General features: G+C 69.6%; 12 protein-coding genes and 3 pseudogenes. 9 read left to right on the forward strand and 6 right to left on the reverse strand.

Annotated elements, in window-relative coordinates:
- Positions 1-89 precede the first annotated feature (89 nt).
- Together ACZ56L_RS23985 and ACZ56L_RS23990 are read right to left on the reverse strand one after the other, a co-directional pair.
- The gene (locus tag ACZ56L_RS23985; RefSeq protein ID WP_471066319.1) at positions 90-1,331 is read right to left on the reverse strand and encodes an ATP-binding protein; all 1,242 of its coding nucleotides are present in this window, start codon (positions 1,329-1,331) and stop codon (positions 90-92) included.
- A 41-nt stretch (positions 1,332-1,372) separates the two neighbouring features.
- On the reverse strand, positions 1,373-2,041 hold the full coding sequence (locus ACZ56L_RS23990; protein ID WP_401760533.1) for a response regulator transcription factor: 669 nt from the start codon (positions 2,039-2,041) through the stop codon (positions 1,373-1,375).
- Positions 2,042-2,128: 87 nt separating this feature from the next.
- Between ACZ56L_RS23990 and ACZ56L_RS23995 the strand changes: the two genes are divergently transcribed.
- Genes ACZ56L_RS23995 through ACZ56L_RS24015 form a run of 5 tightly spaced genes read left to right on the forward strand, consistent with a single transcriptional unit; the run spans position 2,129 to position 6,065 of the window.
- Positions 2,129-2,635 carry a hypothetical protein gene (locus tag ACZ56L_RS23995; RefSeq protein ID WP_468690155.1) on the forward strand — a complete coding sequence of 169 codons (507 nt, stop codon included), beginning with the start codon at positions 2,129-2,131 and terminating at the stop codon, positions 2,633-2,635.
- Complete coding sequence (locus ACZ56L_RS24000; protein WP_468690157.1) at positions 2,632-3,690, forward strand: peptidoglycan-binding protein; 1,059 nt, start codon at positions 2,632-2,634, stop codon at positions 3,688-3,690. The genes ACZ56L_RS23995 and ACZ56L_RS24000 overlap by 4 nt, the downstream gene beginning before the upstream one ends.
- A complete protein-coding gene (locus ACZ56L_RS24005; RefSeq protein ID WP_345219803.1) occupies positions 3,687-4,421 on the forward strand; it encodes an ABC transporter ATP-binding protein in 735 nt (244 codons plus the stop codon). The genes ACZ56L_RS24000 and ACZ56L_RS24005 overlap by 4 nt, the downstream gene beginning before the upstream one ends.
- Positions 4,421-5,641 (forward strand): ABC transporter permease, encoded by a 1,221-nt coding sequence (locus tag ACZ56L_RS24010; RefSeq protein WP_471066182.1) that lies wholly within the window; start codon positions 4,421-4,423, stop codon positions 5,639-5,641. Before ACZ56L_RS24005 ends, ACZ56L_RS24010 begins: the two co-directional genes overlap by 1 nt.
- A gap of 49 nt (positions 5,642-5,690) precedes the next feature.
- Positions 5,691-6,065: an EamA family transporter gene (locus ACZ56L_RS24015; RefSeq protein ID WP_471066184.1), complete on the forward strand. Its 375-nt coding sequence runs from the start codon at positions 5,691-5,693 to the stop codon at positions 6,063-6,065.
- Positions 6,066-6,149: 84 nt separating this feature from the next.
- On the opposite strand, the gene ACZ56L_RS24020 is transcribed toward ACZ56L_RS24015, so the two are convergent.
- Both ACZ56L_RS24020 and ACZ56L_RS24025 read right to left on the reverse strand, forming a co-directional pair.
- Positions 6,150-7,322, reverse strand: a complete 1,173-nt coding sequence (locus tag ACZ56L_RS24020; RefSeq protein WP_471066186.1) for a cytochrome P450 — start codon at positions 7,320-7,322, stop codon at positions 6,150-6,152.
- A 91-nt stretch (positions 7,323-7,413) separates the two neighbouring features.
- On the reverse strand, positions 7,414-7,494 hold the full coding sequence (locus ACZ56L_RS24025; RefSeq protein WP_380837501.1) for a tryptorubin family RiPP precursor: 81 nt from the start codon (positions 7,492-7,494) through the stop codon (positions 7,414-7,416).
- 354 nt (positions 7,495-7,848) lie between these two features.
- Here ACZ56L_RS24025 and ACZ56L_RS24030 point away from each other — a divergent pair.
- Positions 7,849-9,057, forward strand: a pseudogene (locus tag ACZ56L_RS24030) (IS701 family transposase).
- A gap of 114 nt (positions 9,058-9,171) precedes the next feature.
- Here the strand turns inward: ACZ56L_RS24030 and ACZ56L_RS24035 are convergent.
- Together ACZ56L_RS24035 and ACZ56L_RS24040 are read right to left on the reverse strand one after the other, a co-directional pair.
- Positions 9,172-10,263 (reverse strand): annotated as a pseudogene (locus ACZ56L_RS24035) (IS630 family transposase).
- Positions 10,264-10,346: 83 nt separating this feature from the next.
- Positions 10,347-10,769: a transposase gene (locus ACZ56L_RS24040; RefSeq protein ID WP_471066188.1), complete on the reverse strand. Its 423-nt coding sequence runs from the start codon at positions 10,767-10,769 to the stop codon at positions 10,347-10,349.
- 208 nt (positions 10,770-10,977) lie between these two features.
- Here ACZ56L_RS24040 and ACZ56L_RS24045 point away from each other — a divergent pair, with 208 nt between their 5' ends.
- The 3 genes and pseudogenes from ACZ56L_RS24045 (at position 10,978) to ACZ56L_RS24055 (ending at position 13,002) form a co-directional block, all read left to right on the forward strand.
- Positions 10,978-11,568, forward strand: coding sequence for a lytic polysaccharide monooxygenase auxiliary activity family 9 protein (locus ACZ56L_RS24045; protein WP_345219807.1), 591 nt, complete (start codon positions 10,978-10,980; stop codon positions 11,566-11,568).
- 218 nt (positions 11,569-11,786) lie between these two features.
- Positions 11,787-12,032 (forward strand): annotated as a pseudogene (locus ACZ56L_RS24050) (MFS transporter); the annotation flags it as partial.
- Positions 12,033-12,087: 55 nt separating this feature from the next.
- Positions 12,088-13,002, forward strand: a complete 915-nt coding sequence (locus ACZ56L_RS24055) for a transposase (RefSeq protein WP_471066321.1) — start codon at positions 12,088-12,090, stop codon at positions 13,000-13,002.
- Positions 13,003-13,083 lie beyond the last annotated feature (81 nt).

Genomic DNA, 13,083 nt, shown 5'->3' on the forward strand with positions numbered 1-13,083 from the left:
CCAGCAGCACCTCAGGACACGATCCGCTGCTGGAGTACTAACCCGCTGGGCGAGTCCGCCTGGTGGAGGTCGGCCGGGGACGTACTCCTTCAGGTGTTCGTGTCGAAGCACACCCGGATTGTCAGGCCCCCGCCCTCCGTGTTCGCCGTGGCCGTCGCCGTCGCGCCGTGGGCGCGTGCGATGGAGTCGACGATCGACAGGCCCAGGCCGACGCCCTCCCCGGAGGCGTGCGTGCGCTCGGTCAGGCGGCGGAAGGGTTCGAAGAGGAGGGGGACAGTGGCGTCCGGCACCACCGGGCCGGTGTTCGCCACCTCGATGCCGTCGGGCCCGGTGCGGACCGCCACCCGGCCGCCGGGGACGTTGTGACGTACGGCGTTCGCGAGCAGGTTGTGCAGGAGCTGGTCCAGGAGCACCGCGTCTCCGGACACCGTCAGCGGTCGTGCGTCGACCGTGACCGTCACCGCGTGTTCCGCGGCCTCGGCCGCCAGCGCGTCCGCCGTGCGGCGGGCCGCCTCGTGCACCGTCACGGGCCGGAGTTCGGCCAGGCCCTGGTCGGAGGAGGCCAGGAGCAGCAGCCCTTCGATGATCCTCTCGCTCGTGTCGGCGACGTCGATCAGTTTCGTACGGATCCGGGCGACCCGCTCCGGGTCCGGTGTTCCGGCCAGTCCGATCTCGGCGGCGGCCCGCTGCACCGCGACCGGGGTGCGCAGCTCGTGCGCGGCGTTCGCGGCGAACCGTTGCTGCGCCGACACCAGCCGCTCCATGCGGCCGAGCATGGAGTCGAAGGTGTCGGCGAGCTTCTTCAGCTCTCCCGGCGGGGCGTCCAGGTCGATCCTGCCCCAGGGGCTGTGCCGGGGCGGCGCCCCGAGCAGGTCGTCGCCGGAGAGCCGGCGGGCCGTCTCGGTGATCACGGCGACGGGCCGCAGCACCCGGCCGGCCACCCACCAGGCGAGGACGACGGAGAGGACGGCGTACACGAGAAGAACGAGCAGCGACACCGTCAGCAGCCGTTCCAGTGCGGCGTTCTCCACCGCGTCGCTCACCCGGCTGGTCACCGCCATGCCGCGGCTCACCCCGGGCGGCAGCGGGCCGGGACTCGCGAGCTGGGCGTCCTGCCAGGTCGGTAGCGGGTGAGGGGAGTCGAACGGTGCGGGTGTGGCGGAGGGCGCCTCGTTCAGCCGCTTCGCGGGTACGGCACCGTTGACCGCCACGCTGATCGTGGCGTACAGACCCTCCCTGACCAGGAGGTACACCACCCCCGTCAGCAGTGCGCCGGCCAGGAGCAGCAAGCCGCCGTACAGCGCCGTCAGCTTGGCCCGCTCACCGCCCAGCGTGCCCCTGAAGGTCGTTGGGCGCCGGAGACCGCGGGTGTTCACGAGGTTCCCGGCGTGATGCGGTAGCCCTCGCCGGGCACCGTCTCGACCACCGGTGGCTCACCCAGTTTGGCGCGGAGCTTGCTCAAGGTCACCCGTACCGCGCTCGTGCGGTAACTGGTGTGCTCCTCCCACACCTGCTCGATGAGGTCCTCGCCGCTCACGACGGCTCCCTCCGCGCGCAGCAGCGCCTCCAGGACCGCGAACTCCTTGCGGGACAGGTGCAGGTGGCGTCCGTCGCGGCTGGCCTGGCGGCGGGCCGTGTCCAGGGCGATTCCGGCCCGTTCCAGGACGGGGGGCAGCGCCGGCCGGGCACGCCGGCCGAGGGCCAGGACGCGGGCGAGCAGTTCGTCGTACGCGAACGGCTTGGCCAGGTAGTCGTCGGCGCCCAGGCCGAGGCCGTCGACCCGGTCGCGCACCGTTCCCGCCGCCGTCAGCATCAGGATCCGCGTGAGCAGCCGCTGCTCGACGACCCGGCGGCACACGTCGTCCCCGTGCATTCCGGGGAGGTCGCGGTCCAGGACGAGCACGTCGTACTCCCCGAACCGCAGTTTCCGCAGTGCCTCCGGGCCGTCACCGGCGACGTCCACGGCGAGCGCGTCCCGGCGCAGCCCCTCGGCAATCATCTCGGCGAGGAACGCCTCGTCCTCCACCACCAGTACGCGCATGAGCCCTGTGTACCCGACGGGGGCTTTCGTCGGTGTTAACCCATCCGCTGAGAGAAACGAAACATCCCGCCCCGGCACGCTGCGCCCATGACGACACGAACGACTCCACGCAACACCACTCCGGCCCTCGTGACCGGCCTGGCCGCCCTCTGCCTGCTCATGAGCGCCTGCGCCACCGACGGCGGCACGGCCGGCGCCGGAAGCGGGACGACCAGCGACGAGGGCAAGAAGGCCGATCAGGCGCTGGAGCACCGCAAGTGCCTGCGTGAACAGGGGCTGGACGTGCCCGAGCCCAAGCCGGGCGAGCAGGGCGTGGGCCTGACCATCGGTGGTGACGGGATGTCCAAGGAGAAGATGGAGAAGGCGTTCAAGGCCTGCCGCAGCAAGGGCGGGGCCGGCATGGGCAAGGAGCTGACCCAGGCCGACAAGGACAAGATGATCACGTACGCCCAGTGCATGCGGAAGAACGGCGTCGACATGCCCGACCCGAAGTTCGAGGGCGGCGCGGTGTCGGCGGCGCGGCCGATGCCCCAGGGTGCGGAGAAGGAGAAGTTCGACAGGGCGAACAAGGCCTGCGAGAGCGTGTCGCGATGAGCCGGCGCCAGCTCGTCGTCTCCCTGGCCGTGATCGTGGCCGTCGCCGGGACGGGCGCGGCCGTCACCGCCCTGACCGCGCCGAAGCCGCAGCCTGCGGCGGCGGACCCGGGGCTGCCGCCCGCGACGACCGCGATCACCCGGGGCGACCTCAGCGACAGCTCCCGGCAGGACGGCACCCTCGGGCACCGCGGCGAACGGAAGATCAACGCGGGTGCGGCCGGGACCCTCAACTGGATCGCCCCGGCCGGCTCCGACGTCGGACGTGACGGGCGTCTCTACGAGGTCGACGGCAGACCGGTCCGCCTGATGTACGGCCCCGAGCCCATGTACCGCACGCTCAAGACGGGCGCCGAGGGCAAGGACGTACGGCAGGTGGAGGAGAACCTGGCCGCGCTCGGGTACACCGGCTTCACCGTCGACGACGCGTACTCGGAGAAGACCGCCGCCGCCGTCAGACGGTGGCAGAAGTCGCACGACATGAAGCAGACCGGCACCCTCGGGCCCGACACGGTCGCCTTCGCGGCGGGCGCGGTGCGTGTCAAGCAAGCGAACGCCGCCGCCGGGGACCAGACGGGCCCCGGCCACCCGGTGCTCACCGTGACGGGGTCCGAGCGCGTCGTACGGTTCAAGCTCGCCGTCGCGGACGCGGAACAGGCGAAGGCGGGCACTCGGGTCTCCGTGGAACTCCCGGACGGCACGCGAGCGCCGGGCAGGGTGTCGTCGGTGGGCCGGACCGCCTCGGCGGGCGACGACCCGCAGGACCGCACCCCGAAGATCGACATCACGGTCTCCTTCGACGACCCGGACAAGATCAAGGGCGTCGACCAGTCGCCGGTCGTCGTCGACCTCACCGGCCAGACGCGCAGGAACGTCCTGTCCGTGCCCGTCAACGCCCTGCTCGCCCTGCCGGGCGGCGGCTTCGGCATCCAGGTCGTGGACAACGGCCGGGCCAGGGACGTGGCGGTCGAACTCGGGATGTTCGGGCAGGGGCGCGTCGAGATCAGCGGCCACGGGCTGCGCGAGGGCATGAAGGTCGGGGTGCCGTCCGCATGACCACCACGACCACCACACCCCCGGCCACCGCCACGGCCCCGCCGCCCGCGGTCGTACGGCTCCGCAAGGTCACCAAGGAGTACGCGGGCGGGGTACGCGCCCTCGACGGAATCGACCTGCACGTCGAACGGGGAGAACTCCTCGCCATCGCCGGCCCGTCCGGCTCCGGCAAGTCCACCCTGCTGCACATCGTCGGCACCCTGGACCAACCCACCACCGGGTCGGTGGAGATCGCCGGCCACGACGTGGCCGCACTGGCGGACCGAAGACTGTCGGCGCTGCGCGCCCGGCACATCGGCTTCGTCTTCCAGGCCTTCCACCTGGTGCCCGGGGTCGGCGCGCTGGAGAACGTCGCCGAAGGGCTGCTGTACTCCGGGCTGCCCCGGGCCCGGCGGCGCGAGCTGGCCGCCGACGCGCTCGCCCGGGTCGGGCTCGCCGACCGCATGAAGCACCGGCCGCACGAGCTGTCCGGCGGGCAGAAGCAGCGGGTCGCCATCGCCCGGGCGGTGGTCGGCGAACCGGACCTGCTGCTCGCCGACGAGCCGACCGGCGCGCTGGACTCGAAGTCCGGTGAGACGGTGATGGAACTGCTGCGCGACCTCAACGCGCAGGGCACGACGATCGCGGTCATCACCCACGACACGCAGATCGCACAGGGGTTGCCCCGCCAGGTCCGCATCCGCGACGGCCGGATTGCGGCGGACACCGCGCTCGGAAAGGTCGCTGCCTGATGGGACGCGCGAACAGGACCCGCCGAGGGAGCAGAACACCGCGGGCTGCCCGGCTCGGGCCACGGGACGTTCTGCATGTCGGCTCGGCCGGACTGCGCAGCCGCCCGGTTCGGGTGGTGCTCTCCGCGCTCGGGATCGCGATCGGCATCGCCACGATGATCGCGGTGGTCGGCATCTCGGCCTCCAGCCAGGCGCAGTTGCTGCGGCAGCTCGACGCGCTCGGCACGAACATGCTGGTCGCCAAGCCGGGCGAAGGGATGTTCAGCGGTGAGAAGGTCAGGCTGCCGAAGGATGCGGTGGGCATGGTCGGCCGGATTGCGGGCGTCGAGGACGTCGGCGCGACCGGTGACCTCCCGCACTCCGTCCGGCGCTCACAGAAGATCCCCGAGGACGAGACCGGCGGTATCGCGGTGAAGGCCGCGACCGAGGGGATGCTGGACGTGCTGCGCGGCGCCACGGCCACCGGCACCTGGCTGAACGCCGCCAACGGCCGTTATCCCTCCGTCGTACTCGGCCATGTGACGGCAGCCCGGCTCGGCATCACCGGGGCGGGGCAGCAGGTCTGGATCGACAACCGGTACTTCACCGTCGTCGGCATCCTGGGCCCGCTGCCGCTCGCACCGGAGATCGAACGCGCGGCTCTGGTGGGCTGGGAAGCCGCACAACAACTGCTCGGTTTCGACGGACACCCGACGGCGGTCTACGAACGGTCCACGGACGCGTCCGTAGCCTCCGTGCAGAAACTGCTCGCCCCGACCATCGACCCGCGCAGCCCGCACAACGTGGCGGTCGGGGACCCGTCCTCGGCGCTTCGGGCCAAGGCCGCGACCGAAGGGGCCTTCTCGTCCCTGCTCCTCGGGCTCGGTGCGATCGCGCTGCTGGTGGGCGGTGTCGGCGTCGCCAATACCATGATCATCTCGGTTCTGGAACGCCGCCACGAGATCGGTCTGCGCCGCTCCCTCGGTGCGACCCGGGGCCAGATCAGGATCCAGTTCGTGACCGAGTCCCTGATGCTCTCCGGCCTCGGCGGACTGGCGGGCGTCGCCCTGGGCGCAGCGGCGACGGCCGCCTACGCGTACGTCGCCGCGCTGCCTTGGGTGGTTCCGTCGTGGGCGGTGGGCGGTGGTTTCGGCGCGACGCTGGTGATCGGCACGGTGGCCGGGCTCTATCCGGCGGTCCGGGCCGCCCGGCTGTCCCCGACGCTCGCGCTCCAGGCCTAACGGCCGTACGGCCGGGGGAGGGGCGGCCGTCGACGGTCTGACCGCCAGTGTGGGCACGGCGGTCCAGTGCATCGGGCTCGCTCAGGCCGATCCGGCAAGCGGCCTGTGGCCCGTCGTTGCCGGCCGCCTCGCCGCAGTGCTCCTCCTCCTGCCGCACACCTGGCGCCACGCCTCTCATTTCCGGCAACCGCCGAGAATGCTGATGCAGGCGGCCGTCATCGGCGCGGGTGCAGCACTGGGCCTGTCGCTCTACCTCCTGGCCGCTCATCAGCAGATGCTCGCCATCGTCGTCGTTCTGGCCTCCCTGCACCCGGCCATCCCTACCGTTCTGGGGCTGGTGCTTCTGCACGAGAAGGTGACCGGGAAGCAGATGGCGGGCTTGCTCAGTGCGGGCGCCGCGATCGTCCTCCTGTCCTTGGGATGACCACTCCGCCGAATGTCCCACCACCAGGCCCTCGCGGCACAAAGAGGGAACTGCACCGGGGCAGATGACAGACGCCCCCACTCGTCACCCGTTCTCGAACAAACGACAGGGGGAGAAAGCGCGGTGGAGCCCACCGTTTGAGAGTGGACGACACCGTGAGCGGCAGTGCCCTTCCCGCGTCACTTGCACCTCGTCCACCCCGAGGAGCCCCGCCAGGGGAACCTTCGCCGAGCGCTGCTTCGGGCTGACCGCGAGGCCCTCGTTGCGCAGCAGGTCGAGCAGGAGTTCCGCGAGCGGCATCACCGCGTGGCGGCCCCAGCAGCGTTCCGAGCCGTGGCCGAAGGCGAGGTAGCCGGGCGCGGTGTCCGGGTCGAGCGCGTCCCAGCGCTCGGGGCGGAACTCGTCTGGGTGCTCCCACAGTGCCGGATCGCGCTGCGAGAGCAGCGGCAGGACGAGGATGTCGTCGCCCGCGCCGATCGCCGGATCGAGTTCGGGGTACTCGGGGGAGGCGTTGCGCAGCATGTTCCACGAGGGCGGCAGCAGCCGCATGGCTTCGTACAGGATGTTGCGGTTCGGGACGGACGGGTCGAAGGGCGAGCCCAGCCACAGCGCGTTCGCGACGAGGGTGGAGACGGTGAAGCAGACCGGTGCGGCGGCCCGCCGGTACATGCCCATCGCGTAGCGGCGGTCCTGGTAGTTCCCGGCCTCGGCGGTCCGGCGGGCCAGCGCGGTGAGTTCGTGGCCTGGGCGGGCCCTCAGGGGGCGGGGGAGGGCGGCGCCCGCCGCGATGACGGACCAGGTGAGTTTGGTCGTCAATTCGAGATTCTGGCTCATCAGAATACGCAGCCGATAAGGGTCCCCGCCCAATATCAGATCGCGCAGAAATACATGCCCGGTGTGCGGCCACGGGCCGGAGAGGTCGATATTTCCGGGCAGTGGCCTTTTCAGCGCCTCGCGTACGTCGCGGCCGACGGTCCGCATCACCAGGGCCGCCTCGCTCGGCGGGATGGAACGCCCCTGGAGCGGCTTGAAAGTGGGCCGCTCGACCTCCGTGGCGCGCCGGGCCGACAGGATGCGGTCGGCGAGTTCGTGACCGGCGACCCCGATGGTGTCGGGCTCCAGCCGGAAGACGTCCCTGCCCCGGTGTTCTCGCAGCAGTGCGGCCAGCCGGGGCGCGAATGTGGTGGTCCGGGCGGCGGCGGGGTGCGAGGGGTCCGGGTGTGAGGACGGGAGGCGGGCGGGCGTGGGCTGCGTCATGGGAAGGACTCCGAAGGGCCGGACGAGGCTGCGAACGGTGCCTCTCGGGTCCGCCCCCGCTGGACGACGGGGGCGGACCCGAGCAGCGCTTCTAGTACCAGATGTACCAAGCGCTGGCCTTCAGGCTCTTCTGATGGGACACGGCGTTCTTGATGGCAAACAGAAACTTCATTCTCTGCTCCTTCTCGCCCCTTTATATGGGGCAGTTCCGGGCACAGGGGCACCTCTTGTGGGGGTGGTGTGCCGTTGGCCGTATGAATGTCCCGCGAGTCGCTGAACGATTTCCGAACGTAGGATCAATGCCGCAATTGATCAACCCCGTGCGGGCGCTTTTTTACTTCTCATGACCGAAGGGGAACGACGGCGGCGGAAGCTGGCCGGAATCAATCGCCGAAGAGGCGTGAAGAGGACGGCAGCGTGTGTTTATTGACGGTGGCTCTGACTGCGGAGGAAGTCCCGCTGCCGGTCTAGTAGTGCTTTGTTATGTGGACTTGTCGTGTTGGGGGTCTGGTAGTTCGCCAGCTGTATGAGGGCTGAGGAGCTTGCGGCGGTACGGAGTCGGCTGGAGGAGTTCGCGTCCGAGGTGTTCGCGCCGTTGGTGCGTCGGGACCAGCGCGAGAAGGGTGCCGTGTATCTACGGGGCCTGCTGCTGGACGGCCGCAGGAAGTCGATGCAGCCGACGGCGGAACGGCTCGGTGTCGATCACCAGCAGCTGCAGCAGTTCATGACGTCCTCGACGTGGCCGGTCCAGGACGTGCGGTCCCGGCTGGCCTGGCGGGCGGTGGCGTCGGTGCGGCCGCAGGTGTGGGTGGTGGACGACACCGGTTTCCCCAAGGACGGCCGTTGTTCGCCCGGGGTGGCCCGGCAGTACTCCGGCACCCTGGGCAAGGTCGGCAACTGCCAGGTCGGCGTCAGTGTCCACGCCGTGTCCGACGCCGCCTCGTGCCCACTGTCCTGGCGATTGTTCCTGCCCGCGGCCTAGGACGGGGACGAGGCCGCAGGCCGTCGGCGGGCCTGCCGGATACCCGAGAGGGAACATCACCGGCCCAAGGGGCAGCTCGCTGTGGACATGCTCGACGAACTCGCCGCCACCGGTCTGCGGCCCGCTGTCCTGGTCGCGGACACCGGCTACGGTGCCAACGCCGACTTCCGCCGCAGCCTGGAAGACCGCGGCCTGACCTACGTCCTGCAGACCAAGGGCGAGATGACCGTCCACGGCGAGGAAGCCGCACCTCACCAGCCGGCCTACGGCGGTCTGGGACTGCGGCCGCTGCCCCGTTATCGCACCACCCCGGTTCCCCTGCGAGATCACGTGCTGACCGTGGGCCGTCGCGGCGGCCGCACCGTGACCTGGCACAAAGGCTCGAAGGCGGCGATGAGTTCGCACTTCGTGTTCCTGCGGGTGAGGCTCGCCGGGCGCCGGCCCAAGCCCTGTGACGATGGGACAATCCCATTGGTCTGGCTGATCGCCCAGTGGCCCGAAGGCGGGAGCGAGCCGGTGAAGTACTGGATCTCGAACCTGCCCGCCGACCTTCCCGCCAAGGACCTCGTCCGCCTGGCGAAAGCACGCTGGCGCATCGAGCACGACTACCGCGAACTCAAGACAGCCCTGGGCCTGGACCATTTCGAGGGCCGCTCGTTCACCGGCCGGCACCGCCACGTCACCCTCGTCACCGCCGCCGACCTGTCCCTGACCGAACAGCGGGCCTGCCCAGAAGCCCCTGCCAGGGCCTGACCCTCTACCAGGCCCTGGACCTCCTTCAGCACCTCATCGCCACCTGGACCGGCACCTGCCCCACCTGCCGACAACCCACCTGGCAGCCTTACGACACCACCTGACAAAGCACTACTAGTGTCCTGAGTCTTTGATTCGGTTCAGATATCCGGTGAGGCGTTCGAAGATCTCGTCAGCGGTCTTCGTCCAGACGAAGGGCCTCGGGTTGTCGTTCCAGTCGGCGATCCAGGCTCGGATGTCCTTCTCCAGGGCTTGAACGTTCCGGTGGACGCCACGCCGTATCTGCTTGTCCGTCAGCAGCGCGAATCAGCGCTCCACTTGGTTAAGCCAGGACGAACTGGTCGGGGTGAAATGCATGTGGAACCGGGGATGGGCCAGCAGCCACTTCTGGATCGCGGGCGTCTTGTGGGTGGCGTAGTTGTCGCAGATTAGGTGGACGTCGAGATGGTCAGGGACCTCCTTGTCCAGCTTGGCCAGGAACTTCTTGAACTCCACCGCGCGGTGCCGGCGGTGAAGCGAGCTGATGACCTCGCCGGTGGCCGCGTTCAAGGCAGCGAACAGGGTCGTCACGCCGCCGCGCAGGTAGTCGTGGGTACGGGGCTCGGGCATGCCCGGCATCATCGGCAGCACCGGTGCCGACCGGTCCAGTGCCTGGATCTGCGACTTCTCGTCCACGCAGAGGACGATGGCCCGCTCGGGCGGGTCCAGATACAGGCCCACGACATCGCGGACCTTCTCGATGAACTGCGGGTCCTTGGACAGCTTGAAGGTGTCCACCATGTGCGGTTTGAGGCCGAAGGTCCGCCAGATCCGCGAGACGGTGGACTGACTCAGGCCGCTGGCCGCGGCCATTTCGCGTGTCGACCAGTGCGTGGCGTTCTTCGGAGTGCTCTCCAGGGTTCGCACGACCACCTCCTCGACCTTCTCGTCGCTCACGGTGCGCGGCGGACCGGGCCGCGGCTCGTCGGACAGACCCTGGAGCCGGTCGGCCGCGAACCGCTTGCGCCACTTGGCCACCGTGACCGGGTGGACCCCGAGCTCCGTTCCCGCTGCGGTGTTCGAAGCACCATCAGCGCACGCGAGCACGATCCGGCACCTCAATGCCAGAGCCTGCGAGGACGTTGCCCGCCGCGACCAGCGCAGCAACGTCTCTCGCTCCTCATCCGTCAGAACCACCTCGACCGTCGGCCGACCCATACGCGCCATGAGCCCAGGCTACTTCTAAAGCGAAATAAGGACTCAAAATACTAGGTCCTGTCTGACAAAGGATCTTGGGTGGGGTCGCGGAGTCAGAGGATGAGTGCGGCGAGGCGGACTCCGGCCTTGTAGCGGGTGGCGAGTTCGTCGAATCGGGTGGCGATCGCGCGGAACTGCTTGAGACGGTTGAAGCAGCGTTCGACCACGTTGCGTGCCTTGTAGAGCTCGCGGTCGAAGGCCGGCTGCCTGCCACCGGCCTTCCCTCGCCGCAGGCGGTTGGCCTTCTGGTCGGTCCGTTCTGGGATCACGGCCTGGATGCCTCGCCTGCGCAGGACCTGGCGGATCGCCCGGGACGAGTAAGCCTTGTCGGCGATGTTCGCGTCGGGCCTGCGGCGGGGTCGCCCGGCACCGGTCCGGGGCACCCGCAGCTCGTCCATGACCGTGTCGAAGACGGTGGAGTCGTTGACGTTGTCTGACGCGGGGAACGCGAGCGGCATAGTCATTGGTATGGACATGCTCAAGTCCCGGAGCTAGCCTCAGTCTTGGTCTAGACCGCGTCGGACGTATGCCCTCCGGTTCTTCTCCGCACTGCCACCGCCCTGCCGCCTCACCGCTGCTCGGGCCCGCTCCATCCGCTGCATCCATGCCCATCCGCTACATCGGCAGTGCGTCGCAGGGGTGCGTCCGCCCCCCATCCGCACCCTCGGACCACGGGAGCACGCCATGCGCAGGAAGCTCACTTCGTTACTTCTCGGCCTCGGCCTGGCCGGTTCCGCCGTGCTCGCCACCAGCGGCAGCGCGTCGAGCCACGGCTACACCGACTCGCCGGTCAGCCGCCAGCAACTGTGCGGCAACGGCACCGTCCGCAACTGCGGGCAGATCCAGTGGGAGCCGCCGAGCGTGGAGGGGTCCAAGGGCTTCCCCACGCGCGGGCCCGCCGACGGGCACATCTGCTCGGGCGGCATCGGGCGCTTCTCCGAGCTGGACGACCCGCGGGGCGGGAACTGGCCGGCCACCACCCTCACCGCAGGCCAGAGCCACAACTTTGTCTGGCGGATCACCGCGCGCCACGCCACCACCGACTTCCGCTACTACATCACCAAGGACGGCTGGAACCCGGCCAAGCCGCTGACCAGGGCCGACCTGGATCCGCAGCCGTTCCTCACGGTGCCCTTCGGTGGGCGTCAGCCTGGCGCCACGGTCACCCACGCCGGTGTCCTGCCGCAGAAGACCGGACGCCACCTCATCCTGGGCGTGTGGACCATCGCCGACACCGGCAACGCCTTCTACGCCTGCTCCGACGTCCGCTTCTGACACCCACCCGGCCGGGCCGGGGAGGTCCGCCCACCGGCTCCCCCCGGCCAGGGCGGAACACCCGTCTCCCTGGCCCCGCACGCCTTCGTGCGGGGCCAGAGGTCTTTCCCTCTCGGTCTCCCGTGCCCTCACGGCTCCTGCCAGCCGTGCACGGAGAACGGTTCGCCCTTGAGGCAGTGGGCGATGCCCAGCGCGCTGTACGGGGCAGTGGTGCCGGGATGGTGGTCGCGCGCCTGCTGCAGGGGGTCGGTGAGGCCATCGCGCTGCCTGCCGCGATGGCCACCATTGTCCTGATGTTCCCCGAAGGTCCGCGTCGGTCGCGGGCTTTGAGCGTGTGGGGTGCCGTGGCCAGCTGCGGTCTCGTACTCGGGTTCGTCCTGTCCGGAATCCTTACCGCCCGTCTGGGGTTGCGGTGGATCTTCCTGGTCTCGGTTCCGTTCGTCCTGGTCTTACGAGTTGGTGCGTGATAGCGGGTGAGGCATCGTTGCTGGCAAGTGGCATGATCCGATTGTGGCGATCATGGTCAATCGGGCGGTCCTGGCGCATCGGCTGTTCACTGGAATCTCACGGCATCATCTGGCTTGCTTGATCGAGGAGTTGGCCGTGCCGTGGCAGACCGGTGTCGAAAGCCGCCGCCATGCTGCACGAGGCGGGATCAGGAAGCGGGCAGCGGGTGCCGGCGCCCGTCACCAGCTGGTGTTCGTCGACCGGCTGGTGGCCACGTTGATCCATCTGCGCCATGATCTGCCGCACTCGGTTCTTGGCCTGCTGTTCGGCGTCGATCGCTCCACCATCACCCGCGCGATCGGGGAGATACGTCACCTCCTGGCCGAGCGGGGGTGCGCGGTCCCCGACCGCCCCGGCCTGCGTCTGCGGACGCTGCCGGACGTTTTCGCCTATGCCCAGGCCGAAGGCATCGAGCTGCGGCTGGACGCCACCGAGATCCAGGTCCGCAGACCGCCGGCCAACCGCGGCGGTCGCCGTGCGTTCGTCTCGGGCAAGAAGAAGCAGAACACCATGAAGGCCACCGTGACCGCCGACTGGCGGGGCCGCACTCTATGGACCGATGCCTTGCGACCTGGACGTATGCACGATGCCACGGCCGCCCGCAACGAGGGCATCGCCGTCTGTTTCCAGCACTTTTCCGACGTCGAGGTCCTCCTGGACGACGGCTGCCTCGGCCTCAGTCGCGACCACCGAGGACAAGCGATCACGCCACCCAGAAAGCCCCGGCCGGGAGCACTGCCCGGCAGAGTTGAGCAGTGGCAACGCGACCGCCACGACCACTCGTCCGACCGCATCAGCGTCGAACACGCCCTCGCCGACCACACACGCTGGAAACAACTGACGCGCTGGACCCACCGCCGCGACCGCCTGCCCGACACCTGCCGCGCCATCGCTGGCCTCGTCTCCGACCGAACCAGCAACGACTGACAACACGCCAGGACCAAGCCAAACACGCCTCACCCGCTATCACGCACCAACTCGTAAGTACCATCAAATGGCACGCGCGAC

The organism is Streptomyces sp. NPDC039736 (genome assembly GCF_055596485.1).